This is a genomic window from Pseudomonas asuensis (assembly GCF_014646755.1).
Taxonomy (GTDB): domain Bacteria; phylum Pseudomonadota; class Gammaproteobacteria; order Pseudomonadales; family Pseudomonadaceae; genus Chryseomonas; species Chryseomonas asuensis.
Genome location: NZ_BMNW01000007.1, coordinates 310,240 through 333,955, shown reverse-complemented (window position 1 = coordinate 333,955; position 23,716 = coordinate 310,240). Strand labels below are relative to the sequence as shown.

Here is a 23,716-nt window from a genome sequence, read left to right as displayed (position 1 = left end):
AGCGCTTTCCAGATAATCGCGAATGACCATGAGTTTGAACTGAAGCGAGTACTTCGCCATAAAGAACCCTCGAAGGTTGTGTCCAACATTCGGGGGTCAGTTCATTTGTTGAAGGTAGCTGACGAAGCCTTGTATGTTGCCAAGAAGCAAGGGCGAAACAGGGTACATCCTGCCGTTTGCCTACTATGATCAAACACACCTTTTCAGGTATCTGCGGCCGGTAATAGGGTTCGGGTTCACTACGGGTCGCAGTGACCTTGCTACACCAGCCCGGCCAACGTCACGGTATGCAGTTTATCCAGGACTTGCGATGTAACGTGATTTGGCGAATAGCACTGATCAGTGCTAATGCAAGGCTTGCTCCTACCCACGCCTCTCTTTATTTGGTGATACGGACACGCTTAGGGGCAGCTAGCACGGCACCGATCGCATAGCCCTGCCAGCAGGTAGTATCCAACATACCGCTGGCGGAGCCACTGCATGCAACGGGTGCGCTGGCTAGCAGTAGAAAACTGCCTGCTTCATCGCTCAGAATAAGCTGATCAGGGTTTTTGCAGATAGCCGGGCAGCTCTTCTACCCGATTGATCCAACGTATGATATGGCTATAGGGCTTAAGATCGACGTCCCCCTCTGGCGCCAGCACGACGTAGGGATAGACCGCACAATCGGCAATGGTGGGTCGGCCCATTGCAAGCCAATGATTGTGCTCCAAGTGCCCATCAAGTATAGAGAGCGTTATGGTGGACTTGGCAAGCGCCTGCGATTTATCCAGCGCATATCCAAATTTTTCCACTAACCGTGCGGCACAAAGGCTGTGCTGAACCTCATTGGCGGCAAAAGAAAGCCATTGAACAATCTCAGCCTGACCCTGTGGATGAGCTGGCCACCATGCCAGACCGCCGTATAGGCCGGCGAGGTATACCAGAATGGCCTGCGAGTCTCTGAGAACATGTGTTCCGTCCTCCAAGATAGGCAGCTGGCCCAACGGATTGAGTAGAGAAAGTGGTGGTTGTTTATGTGCTCCGCTCAGGAAATCCACTGGAATCCTTTCCAGTTCAATGTTAGCCAAAGATGCAAAGAGCCTGACTTTATAGCAGTTCCCAGACGCGTCCAGATCGTACAATTTCATTGTGCATCTCCTTCAACGAGCTGATTGAACTCAAGAACATTACCGTCGGGATCGCGAATGAATATCGCAACTCGTCTAGGGCCGATAGGATGCGGCCCCTCTGTGATAACGATCCCCTGCTCGCCCAGCCACACTTGTAGTGCACCAAGATCATCCACAATGAAAGCAGGATGCGTTACGCCAGGCAGCTTTACTGGGTTATCCAGCAGAACGTTGTGAGCATTGGGTACGCGAGTACCATTGAAGATCAAATTTATACGTACCCCATCCGGGCTGAGCATTTCATTGGCCTCACTCAGCGGAAAACAGGCGGTCTCCACAAATCCTAGCGCTTGGTAAAAAGCCATCGCACGGGTTTTCTCGCTGACACGAATTCCAATGTGATCGTATGAGAGAATCCGAGCAGGGCTTGGTCGTTGGCTCATCTGTTGAAGCTCCAGTTGGCATCAGGTGCTTAAGTCTCTACTGATCCATCTGTTTCACCTATGCCGCGAACCTGACAATACTTATGCATGAATTGCACAGATCGAAGGTGGTAATGGACAGACTCAAGGCAATGGCCAATTTCATTCGGATTGTTGAAAGCGGAAGCTTGAGTTCAGCAGCTGATGCAACAGGCCAGTCTGTAGCCTCGCTTGTACGTTCGTTAGCGGCATTGGAGCGCTACCTGGGGGTTCGCTTATTGAACCGCAACACTCGACGCATGGCTCTCACCGTTGAAGGTGAGGAGTATTTAGCCTGGAGCCGTCGCATGCTCGAAGACTTCGACGATATAGAGCGCCGACTGGAGGCTCGCGATGGTATCGTTCGCGGCATGCTCCGAGTAACAGCACCTGTTGAGTTCGGACAACGTTATGTAGCGCCCCTTGTAAACGCCTTTCTTAAAGATCACGAAGAAATGGGCGCTGAGCTGACGCTAAGCGATGAGATAGTCCCCTTGCTCGATGAGCGCCTGGATCTTGCCGTACGTATCGGGCACCTTCGTGACTCAACAATGGTAGCGCGGAAGATAGGCGTCACCCGACTCATAACCTGCGCCAGCCCTGATTACCTTTGCACCTCCTCCGCTCTTGATAGCCCGCAAGCCCTGCGAGAGCACTCGTGCATCTCGTTAGCCTCGCAAGGCCGGCAATGGTATTACCGACACGACGGAAAAGAGCTGGTTGAACAGATTACGCCGCGGCTGGTGTGCAACCAGATTCGAGCCGCTAGCCTGGCCTGCATGCAAGGTTTAGGTGTTACGCGATTGATGCATTATCAGGTGGCCGATGAGCTTGCTAATGGTAGCTTGGTCAGAATCCTTAAAGATTTCGAACCCACGGATATACCCATCCATCTGGTCTATCCCCATGCTTTGCAGCTTTCACCGCGCGTGAGAACATTTGTGGATTGGATATGGCCTAAATTAGAAAGGCTCACGCCCGATCCGGCTGAAAACCAGTGACATTATCGCCTTCTAACGTCTAGCTGCTTTCAGTAGCGGTCCTTTAGTAACCTTTAAAGGCTATGTAAGCATATTTAGTTTTTATAACGCTGTGCATGCGTTCGACGTCAGTACAGCAGAAGCAGGTCAAAGTGGGTTTCCAAAGACGTATAAGGCCACTGACTGAAATCACCCCATGGAAAACCAAGGGGTAGTAATGCTGTAATTCTTGGTGCCCTAAAATACCTTCCCGCCCTACCCGCGTGTATCGTTGGTACGTGTGCCAATCTACAAGACATGGCCACATGCCATTGTTTTAAGCCGTGCTAATAGCAAATAGCACGGGAATCCGAATGCCACCTGAATATATCGACACATCAGACAGGTAATAAAGCAAACCGCCAAATCCAATGGAAACAGCAAAAGCTGTTTGTTCTTTGCTGCTTTCCTATCCAGCTTTGTTATCAGTTCAACCTTGTTAGGCGATAAAAGCACTCTAGCAATGAAAGCCTACAGGCTATAAATGCGCCCCGATGCTGCTCTGGCATTACCCACCGTAGGCTCTTAGCGGATCAAACAAAAAAGAAAGAACAGGAAAAAGGGGATAAGCGAAAAAAACGTTAAAATACCTTTATGTTCATAACCACTATCCTGCGCTGCGATTAGATAACAGAGGGGAAGTGAAGCTGCTCCTAATGCAATCAAGCCTAGCCTAAGGGCTTGCTTAGAACTGGAAGGTTTTCTACGAGCCTGCATATTAAGCTGTGTCCAAAATCATTAGCTGGCTAGGCTAATTAAAGACCAGATTGATAGACTAGCAACAGAGTCCGACAGATAAGTTGATCAACTATCGTGGATGGTGCTCAACAGCAGTAGCGGTGGCATCGAGCCTAATGTAAATCACGGCTATAGAGGTGTGAGAGCGATCAATTAGAAACGACCTCTAAACGGTTTTCTTTTTTGTAATAGCAACGATTCGGCTATCCGGTCGCTTGTGTAACGTTTCGTAGTTCAGAACGGCGCTGAACGCTACACGTTGATGAACGAGCAGAGAGCTCGGATTAGATGCTCGCTGTCAAAAATTCAGTGAAGGCCTATCCAGAGGCGATGAGGGTGTAAGTCATTTTGCTAACTTACACCCTCATCGTGTTGCGAAAGGCGGCTTCAATCAATCTTGATAGCTGCCCTCCTTCTGACTCATGACTTTCCTAGCCTTGCGGTTTCCAACAACTCAATTTCCCAGCACTTGCCTTCGAGCGGCAAGCTTTGCTTTTTTCAAATCAAAGTGAATGCCTAAGGCCTTCGCTCTGGTTTGATACTCTTGCATAAGGACATTTAACTGTTCGCGGCGCTGCTGGAGGGTCGTTGTCATTATTCTTAGCCTCTATTGAAGTTATCCATTCCCTTGGCGGCTTTTGCTATGCCTATTTTCAATAGATAGAAATTAGTTACTCGCCGCTAGCTACTAGGACAGACGCCGCATAAAAAGTTGCTTTGCTCTGAAAAAATAAAGCTCGACTTAGGCAACTTCACCTTCTCTTTACAAGCACCCTGAACTGTCTCTTCAACAAACCTTGGCCAGCCCTCAGGATAAGGAATCCTGTGCGCTTAAAAGTCAGCTTTTTGGCTTTCTAACTTTTCCGTGCCAAGTGCACTGAACACCTGGCTTGGCTAAACCCTATACCGACGAACGGTTATCTCCTACTGAACCCTTGTCGCAGAACGATTCAGTAAAGCTATTAGGACTTTAATCCTAAATGTTTCTTTTTATGTATAGATTTTGGCACACGTCTTGTTAGTTCCTTAGCGGCGTCAGGAAGCGCGACATCGGTGTTTTTAAATTTTCACCACACATTTATTTCGGGTTTAACGTCATTTCTAAGGAAGGGCAGACGCACACCCATCACTAGCAGAGCAGTATGGTGAGTATGTCTCTTTTTTCCCCCAAGCGTTTTTTCAAGACCCTGCCTCTTTTGGCAGGCCTAGCCTTCGGCGGCACAGCGGCACAGGCGGAACCCATTGACCTGGTGAGCCTTAACCTCTCCGGTGCGGGATTTGCGCCTCATGTGCTTCCTGGCATCAATGGTACCAACTACATTTTCCCGATCGAGTCGTATTTCCAGCAGTGGAGCGCCCGGGGCATCAAGACGTTTCGCTTTCCCATTATCTGGGAGCGCTTACAGCCCAAGCTGGGTGGACCACTGGATCCTACCTATGTAGCCCTGATCGACCGTACGTTTGGCTACGCCCAAAAGCACAACATCAAGATCATCCTTGACCTGCATAACTATGCGCGTTATCGCGGACAAGTGATTGGTACCAGTAGCGTCCCCTATGCGCGCTACCAGGAGATCATGACCAAGATCGCGCAGCAGTGGAGCAAACAGCCCGCGCTGTACGCCTATGACATCATGAACGAGCCCAACGGCGCACTGGCCTATTGGGCAACGGCTGCCCAGTACGGTATCAACGGCGTGCGTGCAGTAGACAAGACGCGCCCAATCATTGTGGAAGGTAACGGCTGGTCGAGCGCGACCCGTTGGGCAGAGTGGAACGATCCCCTGCTGAACCTGAAGGACCCGTCCAACAACATCATCTTCTCGGCGCACTCTTATTTTGATGAGAACGCGGGCGGCAGCTATGGCGATGTGGACGTTAACAAGCTTGACGTGATGTATGGCGTCAACCGGGTCAAGCCTTTTGTGGAGTGGCTGAAAAAGCATGGTCAGCGTGGCTACATCGGTGAGTTTGGTGTACCGGATAACAACCCACGCTGGAACATCCTGATGGACAACATGCTGGCGTACCTGAAGGAGAATTGCGTACCAGCTTCCTATTGGGCAGCAGGCCCAGGCTGGGGCAACTACTTCATGTCGGTTGAGCCTATCAATGGTGTAGAACGTCCGCAGTGGCCGACTCTCAAGAAGTACATGGACAACACTAGCTGTACGGATTTTGGTCCGAAGAAGGCAAGCGTTCCCACTACTCCGCCGGCGTCCACGCCTTCGACAGGTACAACTCCGGTTGCAAACGCACCGTCTGCAGGTACTGGTTCCTCAACAACACCGTCGCCTTCGGTACCAGTACCACCGACGGCCCCAGTAACCACGACGCCTGTTACAGCGATCGACAATGCAGTGGGTAGCGTAATCAATAACTTTACCAACGCTGACTGGCTCAATGGCGTTTACCGCAAGAAACCCGGTGTTTCGATCCCTGCAAGCGCTGCTAACAAAGCTGCATTTACAGTAGGTGCCTCAGTACGTCTGGCCAATGGTGAAGTCCGCAAGATCACTCATGTTCATATCGGTACAAACATGGCTGTGTATCTTGAGGGGGCTCCAGTCAATGGCTCTGCTGTGGGCTATCCCAATAAGCTGACTCCCGTGTCAGCAGTGGTAGCCATCAGTACGGTCAATGACTTTACCAACACGGATTGGCTGAGCGGAGTGTATCGCAAGAAACCAGGCTTCTCGATCCCTGCAACGGCAGCTAATCAGGCTGCATTCAAAGTGGGTGCATCGGTACGCCTGGCCAATGGTGAGGTCCGCAAAATCACCTATGTCCAGGCAGGTAAAAACCTAGGGGTTTACCTCGACGGCGCTGCCGTAAGTGGCTCGGTGGTGGGATATCCGAAAACGCTAGCGGTGCTAGCCAACTAAGCGCTTAAGCTTATAAGTGACTCAGGGGTCGTCTTGATAGACGGCCCCTGATCTTTTCACCAGAAGAACTGAACAGCTATCTATGAGGCTTACAAGCACAGGTAATACCTATGAGCGTTAGTTCATTGAAGCAACCTAAACATAAGAAAAACAGTGCTAGGCAAATAGCCTAAGAGGCTTTAAGCATCGCATTGATCTTATTAGCAAGCGCATCAATCGCAAAAGGCTTGGTAATGATCTCCATGTTTGGCGCTAAGTAACCGCTTACGTTGGAACCTTCCGCATACCCTGTAGCAAAGAGGACCTTTAATTCAGGACGGCTTAATCGGGCAAAATCAGCGAGCTGACGCCCATTCATGCCTGGAAGTCCTACGTCAGTAATCATCAGATCGATTTCATGATTACCTTCTAATAATGGGATAGCTTCCTGAGCATCTGCCGCTTCAAGCGTTTGATAGCCTAACTCATCTAATACTTCGACGATCAATGAGCGAACCACAGACTCGTCCTCAACCACCAGAACAGTCTCACCTGACCCCAAGGGCGATGCTTCGGTGGTCGTACCTGGAAGCGTACTGGCGCCACCTTTGTAGCAAGGCATGTATAAATAAACGCTGGTTCCGATCCCAGGTTCTGATACGATCTGGACTGTTCCCTTAGCCTGTTTCATATAGCCATAGACCATGGATAGGCCAAGACCGGTCCCCTGGCCGATAGGCTTGGTTGTATAAAAGGGCTCGAACACTTTCGCCAGAATCTCAGGCGTCATTCCCGTACCGGTGTCCGACACGGTCAATACCACATAATCATCTTCCTTAAGGCCAATCAGTTCAGCCTCATGCTCGCTCTTTATATGGCGAGAATCGGTTGAGATCGTGATCAGGCCACCTCCTGGCATGGCATCGCGTGCATTGATAATCAGGTTAATCAATGCACTTTCCAACTGATTGGCATCCATGCAGGCGAGAGCCAAGCCTGCACTCAAGTCAGTTATAACCTTTATATTTTCTCCGGTCGTTCGGCTCAGCAGGTCTTCAAGTGACGCCACCAGCTGATTGACATCCACGGGCTTGAGATCCAATGTCTGTCGGCGGGAAAAGGCTAACAGCCGCTGGGTTAGCGCCGCAGCCCGTTGGGCCGACGTTACAGCCGCGTTGATATAGCGCTCATCACCCTTGCAGTCACCCATGCTATGACGTCGCTGCATCAGCTCCAGGCTACCAATGATTCCAGTGAGAAGGTTATTGAAATCATGGGCAATTCCGCCTGTGAGTTGGCCTACTGCTTCCATTTTTTGAGCCTGACGAAGCGCATCTTCTGCCTTGGTGCGCTCAGCCACCTCCGCAGCCACCCTCGCCTCGAGGGTTTCGTTGAGCTCACGTAGTGTGTTCTCGGCTTGTTTTCGGGCACTAATATCGACACAGGTCCCTGTTACATAAGATGGGCTGCCTGAGGCATCTCTAAAGACCTTACCTTTACAGACCAACCACTGCTCGGTGGCGGTACGGTGTAGCCGGAACTCCAAGACAAAATCACGTCCCTGAGCACATTGAGCAAATGACAAACGCACCTGCCCCCGATCATCCGGATGGACATAGTCAACAAAACGCTCAATGGCATTATGCGTAAGAACATCAGGCAGCTTGAACAGCTGCTGTAACGCATTATCAAAGTAGAGCCGATCCTCATCGATATACCAGTCAAAGATCCCCGCTTCTGATGCCAGCAGCGCGGCTCGAAAGCGTTCATCTGTGACTTTAAGACTTGAATTGGAACGTTGCTGCTCTATGACCTGCTCGGTCACATCCTCCGTCTGATGGATGATATAGACAACCTCACCCTGCGCATTAAGGACGGGCGTATTGAGCGGACTCCAGTAGCGTACCTCGAAGCCTCCACCCTCACTTGCCGGACGTGGAATATCGTACTTAGTAATGGCCATACGATCGGGCGCTCGGGTCTGTACAACACGCTCCAGTGAAGCACGCAAGACCCCCGCACCGAACTCTGACTGCTCCTCCGGGTTTTTACCAAACACCTCAAATATCGAGCGACCTATGCAGTCCTCACGCCGGGTATTCGTACCACGTAACCGCTCTTCATTGGCTGCGAGCATGATGAATTCAGGGCCTGTAGACAGGACCAGTACAAGATGGGGAAGCGCTTCGAACAATACCTGAAAATCTAATTCCTGCTTCATCACGGCCCGCACGTTTTATCAAATGGTTTACCCGGTAAGGCCTCTGAGTGGATACACAGTGTTTCTAAGCAAAACGTACCTGAACAAGCACCCAACACGTAGCTTTAGAGGCCTTATTTATCGAGGGGGCAAGAGGAGGATCAGTTCAGTCGGCCATATAAATTGCCGATTAGAGGGCATCTGAAAAGGCATCTGATTAATTTTGGTCGATCCATTAGAGGCACAGGCAGGCGTTACGCGACTGATGCAGGCATTAGGGAAGTCTCCTACATAAAACTCCAGGATCTATCCATGCGTCATATAAGCCCTTTGCTCTTATAGTTTCACTTGGTCAGCGTGCCCGAGGTGCTTGTCGTGACTGTTCGTTCCTGGCTCAAGGCTTCTTCCGATTCGAGCTGCTCATTTTTTTCATTAAGCTCATCATTATGATTCTGAGCGCTTTTATGCGTAGCTACGAACTGCTTTTTACAAATGACACGAGCTGTAATATTAGCTGCTGCACCGCATGTCACCTCTTCCAAGTCACCCACTGCCATTTCATCCACTTCATTCGAAGTCTGAGCAAGGCAATAGCAGGTAAAAGCAGACAGTATTAATGTGACACTACTGCTTCGTACTACAGCAAATACTTGTAATTTTATAGACATTGCCAAACCAGCCTCAGCCATGAAATTTTCTGGCAAGAAATAAATAGCCGACCTAATTGATAGCCTGCAAAGCAATAATCTACAGGCAATGTCTTAAAGAAAAGTTACACACTCAAGGATTTAATATTTTTTAGTGGCAAAGCTTGAGTAGCTTTCAGCTGACGCCTTGACTGGAATGATTAAAGTTTATAGGGCCTCTAAAACTTTAAAACCCTTTCGATTAATATCGAATTAACATCATCAAGGATTTGAGATTTTTACCAGCTGAATGCTTGTGTTCTGAAAACAACAGGTTGATCGGTACTTAAACAAATCAGCGTGCATCTAATCTTTGTGTGACCGCAAGGTACGTAGCCTTTGTAGTTCTGCCCATAATAAGAACGCCGCCCTGCCATAAGGGCAATTCAGAACTCTGGTATGCAACAAGCTGAGATCAAGAAAGAGATAATGCACTACAGATCCGCCACGAAGCGTTGATCCAAAAGCGATAGAGAGATGGCCAGAGCCAGTAGCGCGCATAAAATAGCAGCAGGAGCAAAGAGGGCCTGCATAGTATTGCTGCTATTCAACCCGTCTTGCAAGTACGACTACAGTGCTTTGACGCTTTCATCAGTGCACCAATGACGCTGATTCACCGAGCAGACAATAGGCTGGCAATCTATAAGCAGTAGCGAATCGTAAAAATCCGGCCGTGATGCACTCAAGTACTCACGTGTTCCGCTCCAGCGGGTTACTACAGATGTTAAAATTTCTGGCGCGCACGGGCTTTCAGGATGCCAGAAAGCAGTAGATCCAAACAGATCACTGAACTTATTCCAGTGGTCATACAGACGTAATTTTGCCCCGACCTTAAGCAGGTTTAAGTGCTCCTCTGCGCTAGTCGGCAACCATCTCTCAGGATAATCGATAATACCGATAGGCGAATAGCAGTTGGCAGCTATATAGACCAGGCTTCGCAATTGCTGGCTTCGCTCGATATGATTTCGGGAAAGGAGTCCGGAGGAGGGAAACTCCAACCCTAGAAAGATCATTATTGCTGCGCTTTCGGTTAATACTGTGCCGTCATCAGTAACTAACGTAGGCACCTGCGTGAGTGGGTTAAGCTGTTTCAGTACGTCGCTACCTTCCCCCGCCAGCCAAGAACTCGCTGTCACCAACTGATAGTCCACATCACAATACTTGAGAGCGATTTCGATAGCAGCCGAACCGGAGCCCTCTGCTCCAAAAAGCTTGTACATGACGCCTCCAGCATTTAGCTTAACGCGTTAAAATAATGCTATAAAGCAACTATGTTTATAGGCTGCTTTAATATCCCTCTCCCTCCCATCCAGACAGGCTCTGCCTCTGTCTCTGTCTCTGTCTCTGTCCTTTAGATGAAAATCATTATAGGTAGTTATTAGCCTATGTCTCTGCGGCTACCGATGTGAGCAATAAGCACAGCACTACTTCAGTTAGCTTTCTAGGGGCGGCAACGGCTATGTGCGGACGCTGAAGTTTTAGGCTATGTTTTCTATTGGTCTTTACTGGGTTCTACTGCCTTGAGTTGGTAAAGAAAATTAACAACGAACAGGACTTCGACGTTGTCTTCCTTCCGCTATAAATTTGCTTATCGTGCTGGTCTTATTATCCCTTTCTGGCTTTTTATAGGTGTAATGGCTACCGGCCTACTCTATCCAGAATACAGTCAGATTAATCAGGCAATGAGTGAGTTAGGCGCTGAAGAAGCCCCTACTCACGTGCTCTCACCACTCATGAACAACTACCCTCTCGGTTGTCTATTTATTGTTTTTGGTATCGCTATCATCAGAACCTTTAGGGAATCAAAGCTGGCAATGCTTACTGGACTGCTCATTATCACCCACGGCATAGCCAGCTTCTGCACCGGTTATTTCTCATGTGATGTAGGTTGCAAGCTCGAAAGTCCAAGTACCAGCCAAACGATCCATAACTACAGCGGCTTGGTTATGTTTGTATCGCTATTTCTAGCTAGTGTTGTATGGATTTATCTAGGGCGCAAACTATTGCAATCAATGCCTTTTACCCTCTTCTCAATACTGTGCGCGTTGGTTGCACTGGTCACATTGCAATTAATGGGAAAGGCGCTGGAGGCTGGTCACTTTTTCGGCTTATATCAGCGTATTAATTATGGTGCTTCGGTAATTTGAGTTGCTGGCTTGGCTCTGTTAATGCTTAAACGATCTCGGGTCCCATAGATGTATGGCAAGCAGTAACATCATCCCGCTTTTAGGAACACATTGCTGCTTCTCATAAGTGATTATTGATCGACCCAACACCTGTTCTATCAAGCTTCTTTCCGTAGCCTCTGCCGCCTAAGACCAAGCGCTGGCGCTTGCAATTTAACGGGCGGCCAGTCGAAAAATGGCGGGCATGGTAGCTACTACCAACACAATGGCCATCGAGCCGTTTGAAGGATGTGCAACCCTGGGCCGTATTAGGGCATTCATAAATACTGTAGTTACTACGGTACGCCTGAGCGACTACAGAACCAAAGCACTGCGCGAGCCATGAGTATTCGCTGCAGTGCTGTTAAATGGACAGGCCAGCTATAAGAACTGGCACTCCGCGGCTTTCATAACCCGACAAAAAGCTCCAGCAAGGGTCACGTTATGATGATCGATGATAGCCGCAGCACTTAGCAATGGAGTATCCGAACAGGTATGCCCATCCTCTATCAGGATGGCCTCAAACCCCAAGTCCCGCACTGCACGGCACGTACTATCAACGCAGTATTGAGTTTTCATGCCTGTGATTACGATAGTCTTAACGCCCTGAGAGTGGAGCTCATCGGCAAGATGGGTACAGGCGAACGCATTAGGCCTGGTTTTCTCGAAAATGATTTCTGTGCCGTTAAGAGCCAGCCCCTCTATCAACTGGGTAAAAGGGCTACCCGGTTCAATTGGACTCCCGGCGGGACCTACATGCCTTGCAAGGAAAATAGGGGAGCCGGCCTTCTGAGCCCGATGGACAAGGTCATTCAGTGTGAGAAGTAAGCGCTCGCCAAGCCAGGGTTTGTCAGGGCCATGAAACAGGCCTACCTGCATATCAAGGATCAAGAGTGCATACATCGATCATCTCCTTACGTTAACTAGTGACGTAAGGACAAAATAAAAGGCCCTACCATCACTGGCGGGGCCTTTGGGTTCGGTCGCTATCTCTTGCTCACGATACCTTACACGGCCCGCCCTTAGCGGTCGCGGTGGTGGTAATCGAGGTGAGCTGAGTTATAGGCATGTGTTTGAATATAGTAATCGCTGGACTTGTTAGCAAGGCCTTTCTGTTTTAACGACTTCCAGGTTTGAGGGCAAAAAGCGCTGTCACCGACATAATCAGTCAGAAGCGACAAATGGGCTTGAAGGCTTAATAGTGAGGAGCTATACCTGAATTTAAGGAAAGCAGTTTTGCTTCCTTATCAACCAGTACACGTAAGCAAGCCCTGCGGTACTGCCCATCAACTAACCTGGCGTTTTTATAGCGTTACGAGTGTTTCCATTAACTGGTGATTTAGTGTGTTATTTACAGGACCGGCCGTAAGTCAAAGCAATTCTCTGCTTTTACGGCTGGTTCCTTCAATTTCTCCCGCCTCCGCATCCTCTATAGTCCAAGCCAAGCTCTTTAAGGTAACTATTTTTAGTAACCTTAATAGCATAGCCAGGCTGCTGCATGACCAAAGGATAAGCGCAGCACAGTTTAATAAAGCTGGACTTCTAGGTATTTTTATCAACCTCTGCTCGGCCACTATTAGCTTGAGTCAAGGAAAGTAACTTAACGGATACGATTGCATATCGCTTAAGTAGCAGAAGACTGCTTACTCAACCCTCAGACCTCCATCAAGCAACATTAACTTTTAGGAACCTAAAAGATAGATCGCAGATTCCAAAGAAGTTGTCTTTAAGGCGCTATAAAATATAGATGTAGTCATGACTAAAGACCTTTTCCCACGGCTACTGTAGTCAATTTTATAAAACTATAGAGCAGCGCTTCCCAGTTATACGAACGTACTATGAGCCGCCTCGAACCTTGTATAGGGCCTGACTACATTACCTCGTATATATCATTTGAAATGGTGCTTCGCCAGCTCCGCATCTTGTGTGGCTCCTCTTCATTTTAGTCAAGCATCTAAGTGAATATGAGTTGAATCTCTGTAGCTCCAGGAGCCTTCTGGAAAAGTCTTCCTAAGTAAATCCTTATGCATCGTGTTTGATGATCACGATAGGTCTGACAGCAGGCCAAGTGTAGTCCTGTTTCAGATGGAAGATTAATGCTTCCTATAGACTACGTTCATGGGCTCAACCGCGCGTTCATAAAGTCAATAAATGCACGCAGTTTACGCGGAACGTGGACACGGCTTGGGTAGTAAAGGTAAAACGGCGAGACGCTGGGCCACCAAGGGCGGAGCACTGCGATCAAATTTCCGTTATCAATGTCGGCTTGCACTTGGGCTTCGAATGCGCATCCTATGCCAGCCCCCGCGCGGATGGCCTGCATTAAAGTATCTGCATCGTTAGTAATCACCGGGCCGGGAGGCTGGATCTCTACAGTGCGTCCATTCTGACTGTAACTCCAGCGGTATACACCATCGGGCAAGCGGATGTTGAGGCAGCGATGCAAGCGAAGATCTTCAGGTATGCAAGGATGTTCACGTCCCTGTAGATAATTGGGCGCTGCGACAGTGGCGATACGGTGCGAGCCACCCATGGGTACCGCCACAACATCCTGTGCTAGGTTTTCGCCGACCCGAATACCTGCATCGAAGCCGTAAGCCACCAAATCCAGCAAGGCATTATCGCAGTTGATCTCTAGCGTAATATCAGGAAAGGCATCCATGAAGCTCACCAAGTGAGGCATCAGCACGATATCAGCCGCAGTCCGAGAAAGGTTGAGTCGAAGCAGCCCGGTAGGCTTATCACGCAGTTCGTTAACGTCTTCGACTGCCGCAGTTAAGGCGGTCAGGCCTATCTGTGTATGTTGCAAAAAGCGTTGACCAAACTCGGTTAAGCCAACCTTTCGTGTCGAGCGCTCCAATAGACGCACGCCGAGCCGACGTTCCAGTGTGCGCAGGGTTTGAGAAAGGGCTGATGGTGAGATACCCATCATCGCAGCTGTTTTGGTAAAACTGCCGTATTTGGCGACTTGCGCAAAGGCGGCAATACCTGGCAAGAGATCTGGCCGTATGACTCCATTGTGAAGCAGGCCTTCATACTGCATGCCGATTGCGCCTATAAATAATAAGTTTCGCAGAGCCTAACATGGAGCCCTATTCTAATAGGAGCGACATGCATGAGTTATTTGGCTGGAAAAGTTGCTATTGTCACCGGATCTTCCAAAGGCATCGGCGCAGCGATTGCTGAGCGTCTGGCTGCCGAAGGCGCCAAAGTCATCGTTAACTATTCGCGAAGCCTTGAAGACGCTGAAAAGATCATTAAACGTATCACTGCGACAGGTGGAGAAGCCGTGGCATACAAGGCTGACCTCTCTCGTCCGGACGAAATTGCGCCACTGATCGACGCAGCGATCCAAGCGTTTGGCAGGCTGGATATTCTCATCAACAACGCGGGTGTATACAGAGCCGACTCGCTGGAAACGTTAAGTGCTGAAAGCATTGATGAGCATTTCAACCTAAATGTGCGTGGGCTGCTATTGGCCACACAAGCCGCTGCTCGGGTCATGAAGGTCGGCTCGGTAATCGTCAATATCAGTTCTGGCCTGGCGCACAGCCCGTACCCGCAGGTGCATGTGTATTGTGCTACTAAAGGAGCAGTCAATACCTTGACCCGCTCTCTGGGCATGGAGCTGGGCCCCCGAGGCATTCGCGTGGTAGGCATCGCACCAGGATTTGTCCATACAGAAGGAAATGCAGAGTCGGCACGGGGCATGGATGATTTCTTTATCGCCAAAACCCCACTGGGACGCGTTGGCAAGCCTAAAGATATTGCTGCGGCGGTAGTGTATGCAGTGTCAGACGATGCAGGCTGGGTCACGGGTACTACGATCGATGTCGCGGGCGGCATGATCTTCTAAGATTTCGTTTAGGTCTGGAGCTGACCTAATTTGGGGTCGGCTTCTGACCGGTAGCGGTGGCCTATATTAAACGTCGCCTTTTCTTATAGTCGGCTATTTCAAAGGCTTCGCTAAATCGGTTACCTGCGAGGCGGCCGCAGTAGGCTAATTTTACTTGCCCAGTGAGCCGGTGAGCGCCTGATAGTATCTAGTCAGATACATGTCAGAATCATGCTCGTTACTGTGCTCATCAATATCGGCCAACGGAGCAGGATCTGCTGCATGGGCGTCCGAGCCAAGCGATATTTCAAACCTAACATTCCAATCTTGTGATGCAGGTGGCTACCCGAGCAGCAACAGTATATGTGTTCCCGGTGTCTATACAGCACTCAGACACACACCTCCTCGAAAGCGCGCAAGGAAACACTATGCACAAGGACAGGGAACATTTTATTGCCAGGATCAAAGTACAAGCCGCTCATGAGACCCGCTGGCTCAAACGCGTACCCCTTCTGATTGGATTGATTGCCACCCCAGTAGCTTTTTATGGCTACTTCATGTCCTATTGGACAGTCATGGTCATGGCGCTGTTTATCCTTACGATTGGCTTTACCGCACAAGCTGTACTCTGGTTCGGCCTATGGGATTTAGAGAAGCGATACTAATTCCCTGAAGAGGCAATACTTCTTTCGTAGCCAAACAGCAGCTACAAAGCCCTATAAGCCATCGGATCAGTAGGTTTTGGTAAGGTCTTAAAGAAGCCGATATAAGTTCGTATCGGCTCTATCATTTCTTAGACAAGGGCTATTGCTCGCCTATAGCCACGCCTGTTTGCAAGTCTTTATCCAAACCACTGAGCACTGGGTGCACAACTAACCGATGCTCTTGGTGGCCTGAGAAAATCATAAGAGAAGGACAGCCGACATTGCGGCTGTCCTTGTGTTTAGCGCTGAGTAATATTGGCAATATTACCGTTACCCGCCTGGCTAACTGTCGTCAGGTTCTCACGGCCATACTGAGACGCTGTCAGGGCGTTTGCGTTACCCGCCTGGGTAGCGGTCATCTCGTTCCAGTAGCCATTCTGATGAGCGGTCAGGTTCTGATCATTACCGACCTGCGTGATTTCCAGCTCATTAAGATCGCCATTTACAGTGACCGAGATATCATTCATGTTGCCGCCGGTTTGCGAGGCTGTTACATCGTTCGCGTTGCCGGCTTCAGTGACAGTCATCTGATTCAAGACGCCTGTCTGCTTAAGGTCAGCCGTATTATCGTCGCCAGTCTGGCGTACGGTAACCGTGTTCTCGCTGCCCTCAATTTGAGAGGTCTTGGCAATATTGTAGTTGCCATCCTGATTGACTGTAGCAGAGCTCCAAGAGGCTTCCTGGTATACTTCAGCCTGGTTAAAGTTGCCGTCTTGTGCAACAGTACCAGACGACGCTTCAGCGCCGATCTGCTTCACTTTGCCTTTGTTGAAATTGCCCGTCTGCTCTACGGTCGCAGAGCCAAGAACGGTATTGTACTGATACGTCGTAGAGCTGTTGTGGTCACCGTTTTGGTCAACGGAAGCCTGCGCCGTGTCCGTGTAGTACTGGTAGGAGGAAGACCCGTTTTGACTGCCGGACTGAGTAATCTGGGTGGTAGAGTCATTACTATAATGCTGATAGAAACCGGCCGTGTTCACGTCGCCATTCTGATTGGCCTCGATCGTGTTAGCAGAGCCCTGCTTCTGGGAAACAGTCAGCTTGTTACTGGCACCAAACTGAGTGGCATCTGCATGGTTGGCACTACCTGACTGCGTGTAATCTGCAGTGTTGTTGCTACCATCCTGCGTCAATACTGCACCAATGCTAGTGCCACTTTGGTCGATCGATGCGCTATTTACAGAGCCCTTCTGGGCCAGGTCTGCCGTATTACTTTCAGCAAAGGCCTGAGAGGCCATGACGGCCAGCACAGCAAACGCTACTGGTTTCAAACTATACATAATTCTTATCTCCATGAATGACTGAAGGCTTTTGTAGCCTCACGCTCCAACGTGACGAGATCACTAAGTGATTCCGCCAGTTAAGATTCCTTTAAGGTGGCCTTAATGTTGTTCGCAAATACGGGCCACTAACAGATGGACCGTGTAAGCTCAGGAGCAGAGGGAATCATGGTCTGCTCCATTGCCTGACTCAGTGCTGAGTAATAGTGGCTGAGTTATTAGTGCCGTTCTGAACGACATTGACTATGTTGTTAGCCGTTGTCTGAGCAATATTTACAGTGTTAAAGCTGCCAGTCTGGGAAACTGTTGCCATGTTCAGGTCGTTGTTCTGGTTGATCTGAGTAATCTGCCTAAAGCCATCTTGAATAGCGGAGACAATATCGCCGTTACCCGTGCTGGACCCGACCAGCTCGTTATAGTCGCCAGTCTGTATGACAGACAGCGCGTTCAAATTGCCGCCCTGGTCAAAGAACAACTCGTTACCGGAACCGGTTTGAGTGGCATCTAATAAGTTCAAGTTGCCTGCTTGCTTGGTTGAACCAATATAAACGCCGCCATTCTGGCCACTAATCAGATTGCGATCACCCGTCTGAGTAGTTCGGAATTGGTTATTGGAACCATCCTGATCTACACGAGAGACGTTAAAGCCGCCATTTTGATTAGCCACTACACTGTTGTTATCGCCGTTATGCTGGTAGGCATTAGTGGTGTTGGCATAACCGGTCTGGTAGATGGAGGCATCGGACAGAACAATAGCGTACTGGTCAATGTAGGCGCTGTTCCCTTGGCCCTCTTGATAGATCTCGGCTTCTACCTGATTAGAGTCATTTTGATAGATAACAGTAGCGTTATCGTTACCTAATTGAGTAACATTTTGACGAGATACATCGGCGTTCTGGCTCGCAATTAAAGTATTGTTGTTGCCACGCTGTTCAACGTTCTGGTGAGAGCTGAGCGTATTGTTCTGGACTGTATTCACGCTATTGGCTGAACCCTCCTGAACCACGTCGATCTGAGAAGTCGTGTTCGTATATTGATTTACGGTAGCAGTGTTAGTGTCACCGCCTTGCTCAACAAAAGTAGTGTTAGCTAAACCTTCAGCGCTGTAGACAGACGCATTATTGCTGATGCCCTGTTGAGTCACCTCAGTATCGCTTTCTTCACCGGCCTGATAAATATAGCCATTGTTACCAGCGCCATCTTGTGAGGCAGTAATCCTGCCGCTCTGACCAGATTGGGTGCCATTGAACAGGTTGTTTTCGCCTGCTTGAGAGACATTGGCTACGTTGCTTTCAGCCAATGCATGAGTAGCGACCATAGACAGAACTGCAAATGCGAGCGGTTTGATCTGGAACATAAATAACCTTAGCGATCGGTGAATGCTTAACACGCTTGGTACGGCTTTATAAATGGCGCCGTTTTAGCTGCAGGGATGTTTACGTCGTTTTTACTTATGCATTGCTCATAAGGATTAAACGCTGCCAAGCTCTTAATGCTCTAGATCGCTGCATGTCTTGCAGCTTGAATGGGTCAAGCTGGCTCTGGTTTCCATGAGTTTCCTTACCCTTCCCTGTGATTTCTCAAAAGTATTTATCGCCAAATGATGGCCAAATACTATCATTCGAGAGACCATTTTGTGCCCTTTGTCAGCCTAAAACGTGATAGCAATCACGCAGCGGAATAAATAACTTAAAGAAGATTTTAGCCCCAGCATCTATGCAAGTTACTTAAAAAAGATACTTACTGGCTCCTCAGTATTTATGCAGCTATACCGTTTTGATCCTTGGTAAGAATGGGATTAGTTACGAAGGGGGCAGAAGACGATACCGAGCACTGCTTTCAGCGGGCTTATATAGGTGCAGATTAAGTGGATGTTCTTCAACGCTGTCTAGACCGCTGCAGAACCTTAATGCGCACTACGCAGGGATGAGTAACAGGTTCACATCGGGCAATGCAGACAGCATGATGAGACTTCATAGGGTTCACTAACCACGCCGAACGCCTGCCAATAGTTTAGAAATCTCTGAACTAATTATTTGCCAATAGGGATTTATCACGCCCTATTCCCAGAACAGAATCCTTACAAGTACACAACAAAATCGTGAGGCCTATCGTGGATAACAGTTTCCACCAGCCCTTGGGCGGTAATGAAATGCCCCGTTTCGGCGGGATCGCCACCATGCTGCGCCTACCCCATGTGCAGACGCCCGATGAACTGAACAGGCTAGATGCTGCCTTCGTCGGCATTCCCCTCGACATTGGTACTTCGCTGCGCTCCGGTACTCGCTTCGGCCCCCGGCAGATCCGTAGCGAATCGGTGATGATACGACCCTACAACATGGCTACCGGCGCTGCCCCCTTCGACTCCCTGAACGTCGCTGATATCGGTGATGTGCCCATCAACACCTTCAACCTGCTCGATGCCGTGCGCATTATTGAAGCGCACTACGATGGCATCCTCGAACGAGACATCATCCCGCTAACCCTGGGCGGTGACCACACGCTGACCCTGCCGATCCTTCGGGCAATGAAGAAGAAGTATGGCAAGGTTGGCCTGGTGCATGTCGATGCCCATGCTGATGTTAACGATCATATGTTCGGCGAGAAAATCGCCCACGGCACAACCTTTCGCCGTGCCCAGGAGGAAGGGCTGCTCGACAGCGAGCGAGTGGTGCAGATCGGACTGCGAGCCCAGGGCTATACTGCAGACGATTTCAACTGGAGCCGTGATCAGGGCTTTCGTGTGGTGCAGGCCGAAGAGTGCTGGCACCGCTCGCTGACGCCGCTGATGGAAGAGGTGCGCGCCAAAGTCGATGGCGGCCCGGTGTACTTGTCCTTTGACATTGACGGCATCGATCCGGCCTGGGCGCCAGGCACTGGTACGCCGGAAGTGGGTGGTCTTACGACCATCCAGGCGCTGGAAATCATCCGGGGTTGCCATGGTTTAAACCTGATCGGTTGCGATCTGGTTGAGGTGTCCCCGCCCTACGACACTACAGGTAACACGTCGCTGCTTGGCGCCAACCTACTCTACGAGATGCTTTGCGTGCTGCCAGGGGTCGTACGGCGATGAGCCGTGAGGGCGAGGTCCAAACAGCCGCCACTGAGCTGGTAGCTGCCTTTGCTAGCAACGACACGGCCCGCTATTTCGCCTGCTTCAGCGAGGAGGCCACCTTCGTTTTCCACACTCTGGAGAGGCCTCTTCTGTCACGCCGTGAATATTTCACGCTATGGCAGCAATGGCAGGCAGAGGGGTTTGCTGTGCTCGGCTGCCGCTCAAGCAACGCCCATGTAAGCATACAGGGCGATATAGCCATCTTTATTCATGACGTCGCCACGCACCTACGCACCGGCGGTGACGAACTACACCTTAGCGAACGGGAGACTATTGTGTTCCGCTACGACGGAGCACGGTGGCTGGCTTGCCACGAGCATTTATCAGCGCCAAGTACGAGCTGAAAACAGGCATGAGCGAGCCACTTGAAGCTCGCCATGTCGGATACACCACCCTTGCGGGTATTGGAGCCCAGTCGGCTCCTCGCGGCTTTGCCGTATTGCCAATGCACCACCACCTGACAACTGTCAGGGGTGAATAACGAGGGCGGCGTGCCTGCGCTGCTCTAATAAAAATGTGATAGGCGCTGGAGAAACACATGAGCCATTCGACGCGCATCGAAACTTTCGGTGTCGAACAGATTCCCGATAGTCAACGCAATGCTACCCCGTCTGACCTGTTCCGCCTGATTTTCGGCGGTGCAAACACCTTCGCCACAGCCGTCCTGGGTAGCTTCCCGGTACTGTTCGGTCTGTCCTTCCAGGCAGGCGTATGGGCCATTGTTCTCGGCGTGGCGGTAGGCGCCCTGATTCTTGCTCCCATGGGCTTGTTTGGCGTGTTGAACGGCACTAACAACGCCGTCTCGTCCGGTGCCCATTTTGGTGTGCACGGGCGCATAGTCGGCTCCTTTCTCTCGCTGCTTACTGCCGCAGCCTTCTTTTCGCTGTCGGTTTGGAGCTCTGGTGACGCCCTGATTGGCGGCGCCAAACGACTGATTGGCCTGCCGGAAACAGACCTGACACTGGGCTTGGCCTATGGCCTGTTCGCTCTCTTGGTATTGATAGTGTGCATCTACGGCTTTCGCTTCATGCTGTGGGTCAACAAGATCGCCGTTTGGGCGTCCAGCCTGTTGTTCCTGCTGGGCATCGTTGCGTTCGCCGGGCCATTCGATCCCAGCTACGCGGGTAATCTCAATATGGAGCAGCCGGGTTTCTGGGCTGCGTTCATTGGCGCGGCGCTGCTCGCCATGAGCAACCCGGTTTCCTTTGGCGCCTTTCTCGGCGACTGGTCGCGTTATATTCCTCGGCATACACCTAAACGCCGAACCATGCTGGCAGTGCTTGCCGCCCAGACCGGCACCCTGATCCCCTTCATGTTTGGTCTATGTACCGCCACCCTTGTGGCGACTCAGGCGCCGCAGTACATCGAAGCCAACAATTATGTAGGCGGCCTGCTAGCCATTTCCCCGACTTGGTTCTTTCTGCCGGTCTGCCTGATCGCCGTGATCGGTGGCATGTCCACCGGCACTACGTCGCTCTATGGCACCGGGCTGGACATGTCGAGCCTGTTCCCGCGGCTGATGAGCCGGGCGGGTGCAACCTTGTTGATTGGCGTGGCAGCCATCGCGCTCATCTTCGTTGGCCGGTTCGCCTTTAATCTGGTGCAAAGCGTGTCTACTTTCGCCGTCCTGATCGTCACCTGTACCAGCCCGTGGATGGTGATCATGATTCTCGGTCTGATCACGCGTCGCGGCTTCTATCACCCCGATGACCTACAGGTATTCACCCGTGGCGAGCATGGCGGCCGCTACTGGTTCCAGCATGGCTGGAACTGGCGCGGTCTCGGTGCCTGGATTCCAAGCGCGGCCGTGGGTCTGTGCTTTGTCAACCTTCCTGGCCAGTTCGTCGGCCCGTTAGGTGAGCTTGCAGGTGGCATTGACGTCAGTTTGCCAATCACCCTGGGCATCGCGACCGTGCTCTACATCAGCCTGCTCAATCTGTTCCCGGAGCCGGCCAGCGTCTATGGCCCGGCTGGCCCGTGTTGGGTACGCATGAAAAGCAATCCCACGCTGCCCCAGCACGACGCCCGACTCGCCGATCGCTTAGCCGTTCCTTCCGCAGAGCAGGCACCATGCGTCCAGGCTTCCGCCAGCACAATGGGAGCGGCGCCATGATTCTTGATATCTCTGTAGTTGTCATTTATGCCACCGGCATGCTGCTGCTCGGCTGGTACGGCATGCGTCGCGCACGGAATCAGGAGGATTATCTTGTCGCAGGACGCAATCTTGGCCCTGCCTTATACATGGGTACGATGGCAACCACGGTACTAGGCGGTGCCGCCACAGTGGGTACCGTTCGCCTGGGCTATGTGCACGGTATCTCCGGTTTCTGGCTCTGCGCTGCCCTGGGAACCGGCATTATCATGCTCAATCTGTTTCTCGCAAAACCGCTGCTCAAGCTGCGCATCTACACCGTCACCCAGGTTCTCGAGCGTCGCTACACACCTATGGCGCGCCAGACCAGCGCCGTGGTGATGTTCGTCTACGCATTGATGACTGCCGTGGTATCAATCCTCGCCAGCGGTACTGTGCTGCAGGTCCTGTTTGATTTGCCCTTCTGGGGCGCGGTTTTACTGGCTGGCGGCGTGGTAGTGGTGTATTCGAGCATCGGCGGTATGTGGTCGCTGACCCTTACCGACATCGTACAGTTCGTGATCAAAACGATTGGCCTGATGTTTGTGCTACTGCCGATTTGCCTGTCCCGCGTCGGCGGTTGGGACCAGCTCACAGCGAAACTACCCGATACAGCGTTTGGCCTGACCACTATTGGCTACGATACCATCGTCACTTACTTCCTGATCTACTTCTTTGGCAGTCTCATCGGTCAGGATATCTGGCAGCGCGTGTTCACTGCGCGCAGTGAAAGCGTAGCCCGCGTGGCCGGAAGCCTGGCTGGCGTGTATTGCGTAATCTATGGCTTGGTTGGGGCGCTGATCGGCATGTGCGCCAAGATACTACTGCCTGACTTGGACAACGCAAACAATGCCTTTGCCGCAATCGTTCAGAGCACCCTTCCTGATGGCATCCGCGGCCTGGTGATCGCCGCCGCGCTGGCTGCAATGATGTCTACTGCTAGCGCCTGTTTGTTAGCCGCTTCGACAACGGTGACTGAAGACCTATTACCGAAGTTGCGTGGTGGCCGATCGTCCAGCCTGGGCATGACCCGTACGTTTACCTTTCTCACCGGACTGTTGATGCTGATGATCGCGCTGATTGTCAATGACGTAATCGGTGCCTTGACTCTGGCCTATAACCTATTGGTCGGCGGCATCCTGATCCCTATGCTTGGCGCTATCTACTGGAAGCGCGCCACCACCACCGGTGCTGTCGCCAGCATGGCCCTGGGCTGCGGCACGGCCTTGGTATTCATGTTCAAGGATGGTTTGGAAGCAAATACGCCGATCTACTACAGCCTGGCCGTCGGTCTGCTTGCCTTTGTTGTAGGCAGCCTGCTCAGCCGGCCTCAGCCACGCGCTGTCAGCATCGCCTGAGCAAGGCGGTCATCGTGCCGGCCAACCGGGGCCGGCACGTCAATGTCC

General features: G+C 50.9%; 20 protein-coding genes. 11 read left to right on the top strand and 9 right to left on the bottom strand.

Annotated features, from left to right (window positions below; genetic code table 11):
- Positions 1 to 189 (top strand): hypothetical protein (locus IEX86_RS25085; protein ID WP_229685383.1); only part of this gene is annotated, 189 nt, incomplete at its 5' end.
- A gap of 353 nt (positions 190 to 542) precedes the next feature.
- Here IEX86_RS25085 and IEX86_RS16740 read toward each other — a convergent pair.
- Positions 543 to 1,130 carry a glutathione S-transferase family protein gene (locus IEX86_RS16740; protein ID WP_188867273.1) on the bottom strand — a complete coding sequence of 196 codons (588 nt, stop codon included), beginning with the start codon at positions 1,128 to 1,130 and terminating at the stop codon, positions 543 to 545.
- On the bottom strand, positions 1,127 to 1,555 hold the full coding sequence (locus tag IEX86_RS16735) for a VOC family protein (RefSeq protein WP_188867272.1): 429 nt from the start codon (positions 1,553 to 1,555) through the stop codon (positions 1,127 to 1,129). Before IEX86_RS16735 ends, IEX86_RS16740 begins: the two co-directional genes overlap by 4 nt.
- A gap of 113 nt (positions 1,556 to 1,668) precedes the next feature.
- Between IEX86_RS16735 and IEX86_RS16730 the strand changes: the two genes are divergently transcribed.
- A complete protein-coding gene (locus IEX86_RS16730) occupies positions 1,669 to 2,574 on the top strand; it encodes a LysR family transcriptional regulator (protein WP_188867271.1) in 906 nt (301 codons plus the stop codon).
- Between the two features lie 1,907 nt (positions 2,575 to 4,481).
- The gene (locus tag IEX86_RS16725) at positions 4,482 to 6,215 is read left to right on the top strand and encodes a glycoside hydrolase family 5 protein (protein WP_373290449.1); all 1,734 of its coding nucleotides are present in this window, start codon (positions 4,482 to 4,484) and stop codon (positions 6,213 to 6,215) included.
- 169 nt (positions 6,216 to 6,384) lie between these two features.
- Here IEX86_RS16725 and IEX86_RS16720 read toward each other — a convergent pair whose 3' ends face one another.
- The 3 genes from IEX86_RS16720 to IEX86_RS16710 form a co-directional block, all read right to left on the bottom strand.
- Entirely contained in the window at positions 6,385 to 8,415 is a 2,031-nt protein-coding gene (locus IEX86_RS16720) for an ATP-binding protein (protein WP_188867269.1), read from the bottom strand.
- Between the two features lie 323 nt (positions 8,416 to 8,738).
- Positions 8,739 to 9,083 (bottom strand): hypothetical protein, encoded by a 345-nt coding sequence (locus tag IEX86_RS16715; protein WP_188867268.1) that lies wholly within the window; start codon positions 9,081 to 9,083, stop codon positions 8,739 to 8,741.
- 566 nt (positions 9,084 to 9,649) lie between these two features.
- Complete coding sequence (locus IEX86_RS16710; protein ID WP_188867267.1) at positions 9,650 to 10,300, bottom strand: glutathione S-transferase N-terminal domain-containing protein; 651 nt, start codon at positions 10,298 to 10,300, stop codon at positions 9,650 to 9,652.
- Positions 10,301 to 10,642: 342 nt separating this feature from the next.
- On the opposite strand from IEX86_RS16710, the gene IEX86_RS16705 reads away from it, so the two are divergent.
- Positions 10,643 to 11,227 carry a DUF998 domain-containing protein gene (locus IEX86_RS16705; RefSeq protein ID WP_188867266.1) on the top strand — a complete coding sequence of 195 codons (585 nt, stop codon included), beginning with the start codon at positions 10,643 to 10,645 and terminating at the stop codon, positions 11,225 to 11,227.
- A gap of 399 nt (positions 11,228 to 11,626) precedes the next feature.
- On the opposite strand, the gene IEX86_RS16700 is transcribed toward IEX86_RS16705, so the two are convergent.
- Together IEX86_RS16700 and IEX86_RS16695 are read right to left on the bottom strand one after the other, a co-directional pair.
- The gene (locus tag IEX86_RS16700) at positions 11,627 to 12,148 is read right to left on the bottom strand and encodes a cysteine hydrolase family protein (RefSeq protein WP_188867265.1); all 522 of its coding nucleotides are present in this window, start codon (positions 12,146 to 12,148) and stop codon (positions 11,627 to 11,629) included.
- Positions 12,149 to 13,361: 1,213 nt separating this feature from the next.
- Positions 13,362 to 14,288, bottom strand: a complete 927-nt coding sequence (locus IEX86_RS16695) for a LysR family transcriptional regulator (RefSeq protein ID WP_188867264.1) — start codon at positions 14,286 to 14,288, stop codon at positions 13,362 to 13,364.
- A 72-nt stretch (positions 14,289 to 14,360) separates the two neighbouring features.
- Between IEX86_RS16695 and IEX86_RS16690 the strand changes: the two genes are divergently transcribed.
- Together IEX86_RS16690 and IEX86_RS16685 are read left to right on the top strand one after the other, a co-directional pair.
- Entirely contained in the window at positions 14,361 to 15,101 is a 741-nt protein-coding gene (locus tag IEX86_RS16690; RefSeq protein WP_188867263.1) for an SDR family NAD(P)-dependent oxidoreductase, read from the top strand.
- A 407-nt stretch (positions 15,102 to 15,508) separates the two neighbouring features.
- Entirely contained in the window at positions 15,509 to 15,745 is a 237-nt protein-coding gene (locus tag IEX86_RS16685; protein ID WP_188867262.1) for a hypothetical protein, read from the top strand.
- Positions 15,746 to 16,023: 278 nt separating this feature from the next.
- On the opposite strand, the gene IEX86_RS16680 is transcribed toward IEX86_RS16685, so the two are convergent.
- The gene (locus tag IEX86_RS16680; protein ID WP_188867261.1) at positions 16,024 to 17,064 is read right to left on the bottom strand and encodes a hypothetical protein; all 1,041 of its coding nucleotides are present in this window, start codon (positions 17,062 to 17,064) and stop codon (positions 16,024 to 16,026) included.
- A 190-nt stretch (positions 17,065 to 17,254) separates the two neighbouring features.
- Positions 17,255 to 18,421: a hypothetical protein gene (locus tag IEX86_RS16675; protein WP_188867260.1), complete on the bottom strand. Its 1,167-nt coding sequence runs from the start codon at positions 18,419 to 18,421 to the stop codon at positions 17,255 to 17,257.
- A gap of 756 nt (positions 18,422 to 19,177) precedes the next feature.
- Between IEX86_RS16675 and speB the strand changes: the two genes are divergently transcribed.
- The 5 genes from speB to IEX86_RS16655 are packed head-to-tail and all read left to right on the top strand — an operon-like array spanning position 19,178 to position 23,668.
- The gene (speB, locus tag IEX86_RS16670; protein WP_188867292.1) at positions 19,178 to 20,137 is read left to right on the top strand and encodes an agmatinase; all 960 of its coding nucleotides are present in this window, start codon (positions 19,178 to 19,180) and stop codon (positions 20,135 to 20,137) included.
- Positions 20,134 to 20,523: a nuclear transport factor 2 family protein gene (locus IEX86_RS16665; protein ID WP_188867259.1), complete on the top strand. Its 390-nt coding sequence runs from the start codon at positions 20,134 to 20,136 to the stop codon at positions 20,521 to 20,523. The genes speB and IEX86_RS16665 overlap by 4 nt, the downstream gene beginning before the upstream one ends.
- An 8-nt stretch (positions 20,524 to 20,531) precedes the next feature.
- Entirely contained in the window at positions 20,532 to 20,660 is a 129-nt protein-coding gene (locus IEX86_RS25440) for a hypothetical protein (RefSeq protein WP_268239871.1), read from the top strand.
- 57 nt (positions 20,661 to 20,717) lie between these two features.
- A complete protein-coding gene (locus IEX86_RS16660; RefSeq protein ID WP_188867258.1) occupies positions 20,718 to 22,292 on the top strand; it encodes a purine-cytosine permease family protein in 1,575 nt (524 codons plus the stop codon).
- Positions 22,289 to 23,668, top strand: coding sequence for a sodium:solute symporter family protein (locus IEX86_RS16655; protein ID WP_188867257.1), 1,380 nt, complete (start codon positions 22,289 to 22,291; stop codon positions 23,666 to 23,668). The genes IEX86_RS16660 and IEX86_RS16655 overlap by 4 nt, the downstream gene beginning before the upstream one ends.
- Positions 23,669 to 23,716 lie beyond the last annotated feature (48 nt).

Excerpts from the sequence above, each read along its gene's own strand:
- IEX86_RS16740 (WP_188867273.1), bottom strand. The coding sequence starts at position 1,130 with ATGAAATTGTACGATCTGGACGCGTCTGGGAACTGCTATAAAGTCAGG.
- IEX86_RS16735 (WP_188867272.1), bottom strand. The coding sequence starts at position 1,555 with ATGAGCCAACGACCAAGCCCTGCTCGGATTCTCTCATACGATCACATT.
- IEX86_RS16730 (WP_188867271.1), top strand. The coding sequence starts at position 1,669 with ATGGACAGACTCAAGGCAATGGCCAATTTCATTCGGATTGTTGAAAGC.
- IEX86_RS16725 (WP_373290449.1), top strand. The coding sequence starts at position 4,482 with ATGTCTCTTTTTTCCCCCAAGCGTTTTTTCAAGACCCTGCCTCTTTTG.
- IEX86_RS16720 (WP_188867269.1), bottom strand. The coding sequence starts at position 8,415 with ATGAAGCAGGAATTAGATTTTCAGGTATTGTTCGAAGCGCTTCCCCAT.
- IEX86_RS16715 (WP_188867268.1), bottom strand. The coding sequence starts at position 9,083 with ATGGCTGAGGCTGGTTTGGCAATGTCTATAAAATTACAAGTATTTGCT.
- IEX86_RS16710 (WP_188867267.1), bottom strand. The coding sequence starts at position 10,300 with ATGTACAAGCTTTTTGGAGCAGAGGGCTCCGGTTCGGCTGCTATCGAA.
- IEX86_RS16700 (WP_188867265.1), bottom strand. The coding sequence starts at position 12,148 with ATGTATGCACTCTTGATCCTTGATATGCAGGTAGGCCTGTTTCATGGC.
- IEX86_RS16695 (WP_188867264.1), bottom strand. The coding sequence starts at position 14,288 with ATGCAGTATGAAGGCCTGCTTCACAATGGAGTCATACGGCCAGATCTC.
- IEX86_RS16690 (WP_188867263.1), top strand. The coding sequence starts at position 14,361 with ATGAGTTATTTGGCTGGAAAAGTTGCTATTGTCACCGGATCTTCCAAA.
- IEX86_RS16685 (WP_188867262.1), top strand. The coding sequence starts at position 15,509 with ATGCACAAGGACAGGGAACATTTTATTGCCAGGATCAAAGTACAAGCC.
- IEX86_RS16680 (WP_188867261.1), bottom strand. The coding sequence starts at position 17,064 with ATGTATAGTTTGAAACCAGTAGCGTTTGCTGTGCTGGCCGTCATGGCC.
- IEX86_RS16675 (WP_188867260.1), bottom strand. The coding sequence starts at position 18,421 with ATGTTCCAGATCAAACCGCTCGCATTTGCAGTTCTGTCTATGGTCGCT.
- IEX86_RS16665 (WP_188867259.1), top strand. The coding sequence starts at position 20,134 with ATGAGCCGTGAGGGCGAGGTCCAAACAGCCGCCACTGAGCTGGTAGCT.
- IEX86_RS25440 (WP_268239871.1), top strand. The coding sequence starts at position 20,532 with ATGAGCGAGCCACTTGAAGCTCGCCATGTCGGATACACCACCCTTGCG.
- IEX86_RS16660 (WP_188867258.1), top strand. The coding sequence starts at position 20,718 with ATGAGCCATTCGACGCGCATCGAAACTTTCGGTGTCGAACAGATTCCC.
- IEX86_RS16655 (WP_188867257.1), top strand. The coding sequence starts at position 22,289 with ATGATTCTTGATATCTCTGTAGTTGTCATTTATGCCACCGGCATGCTG.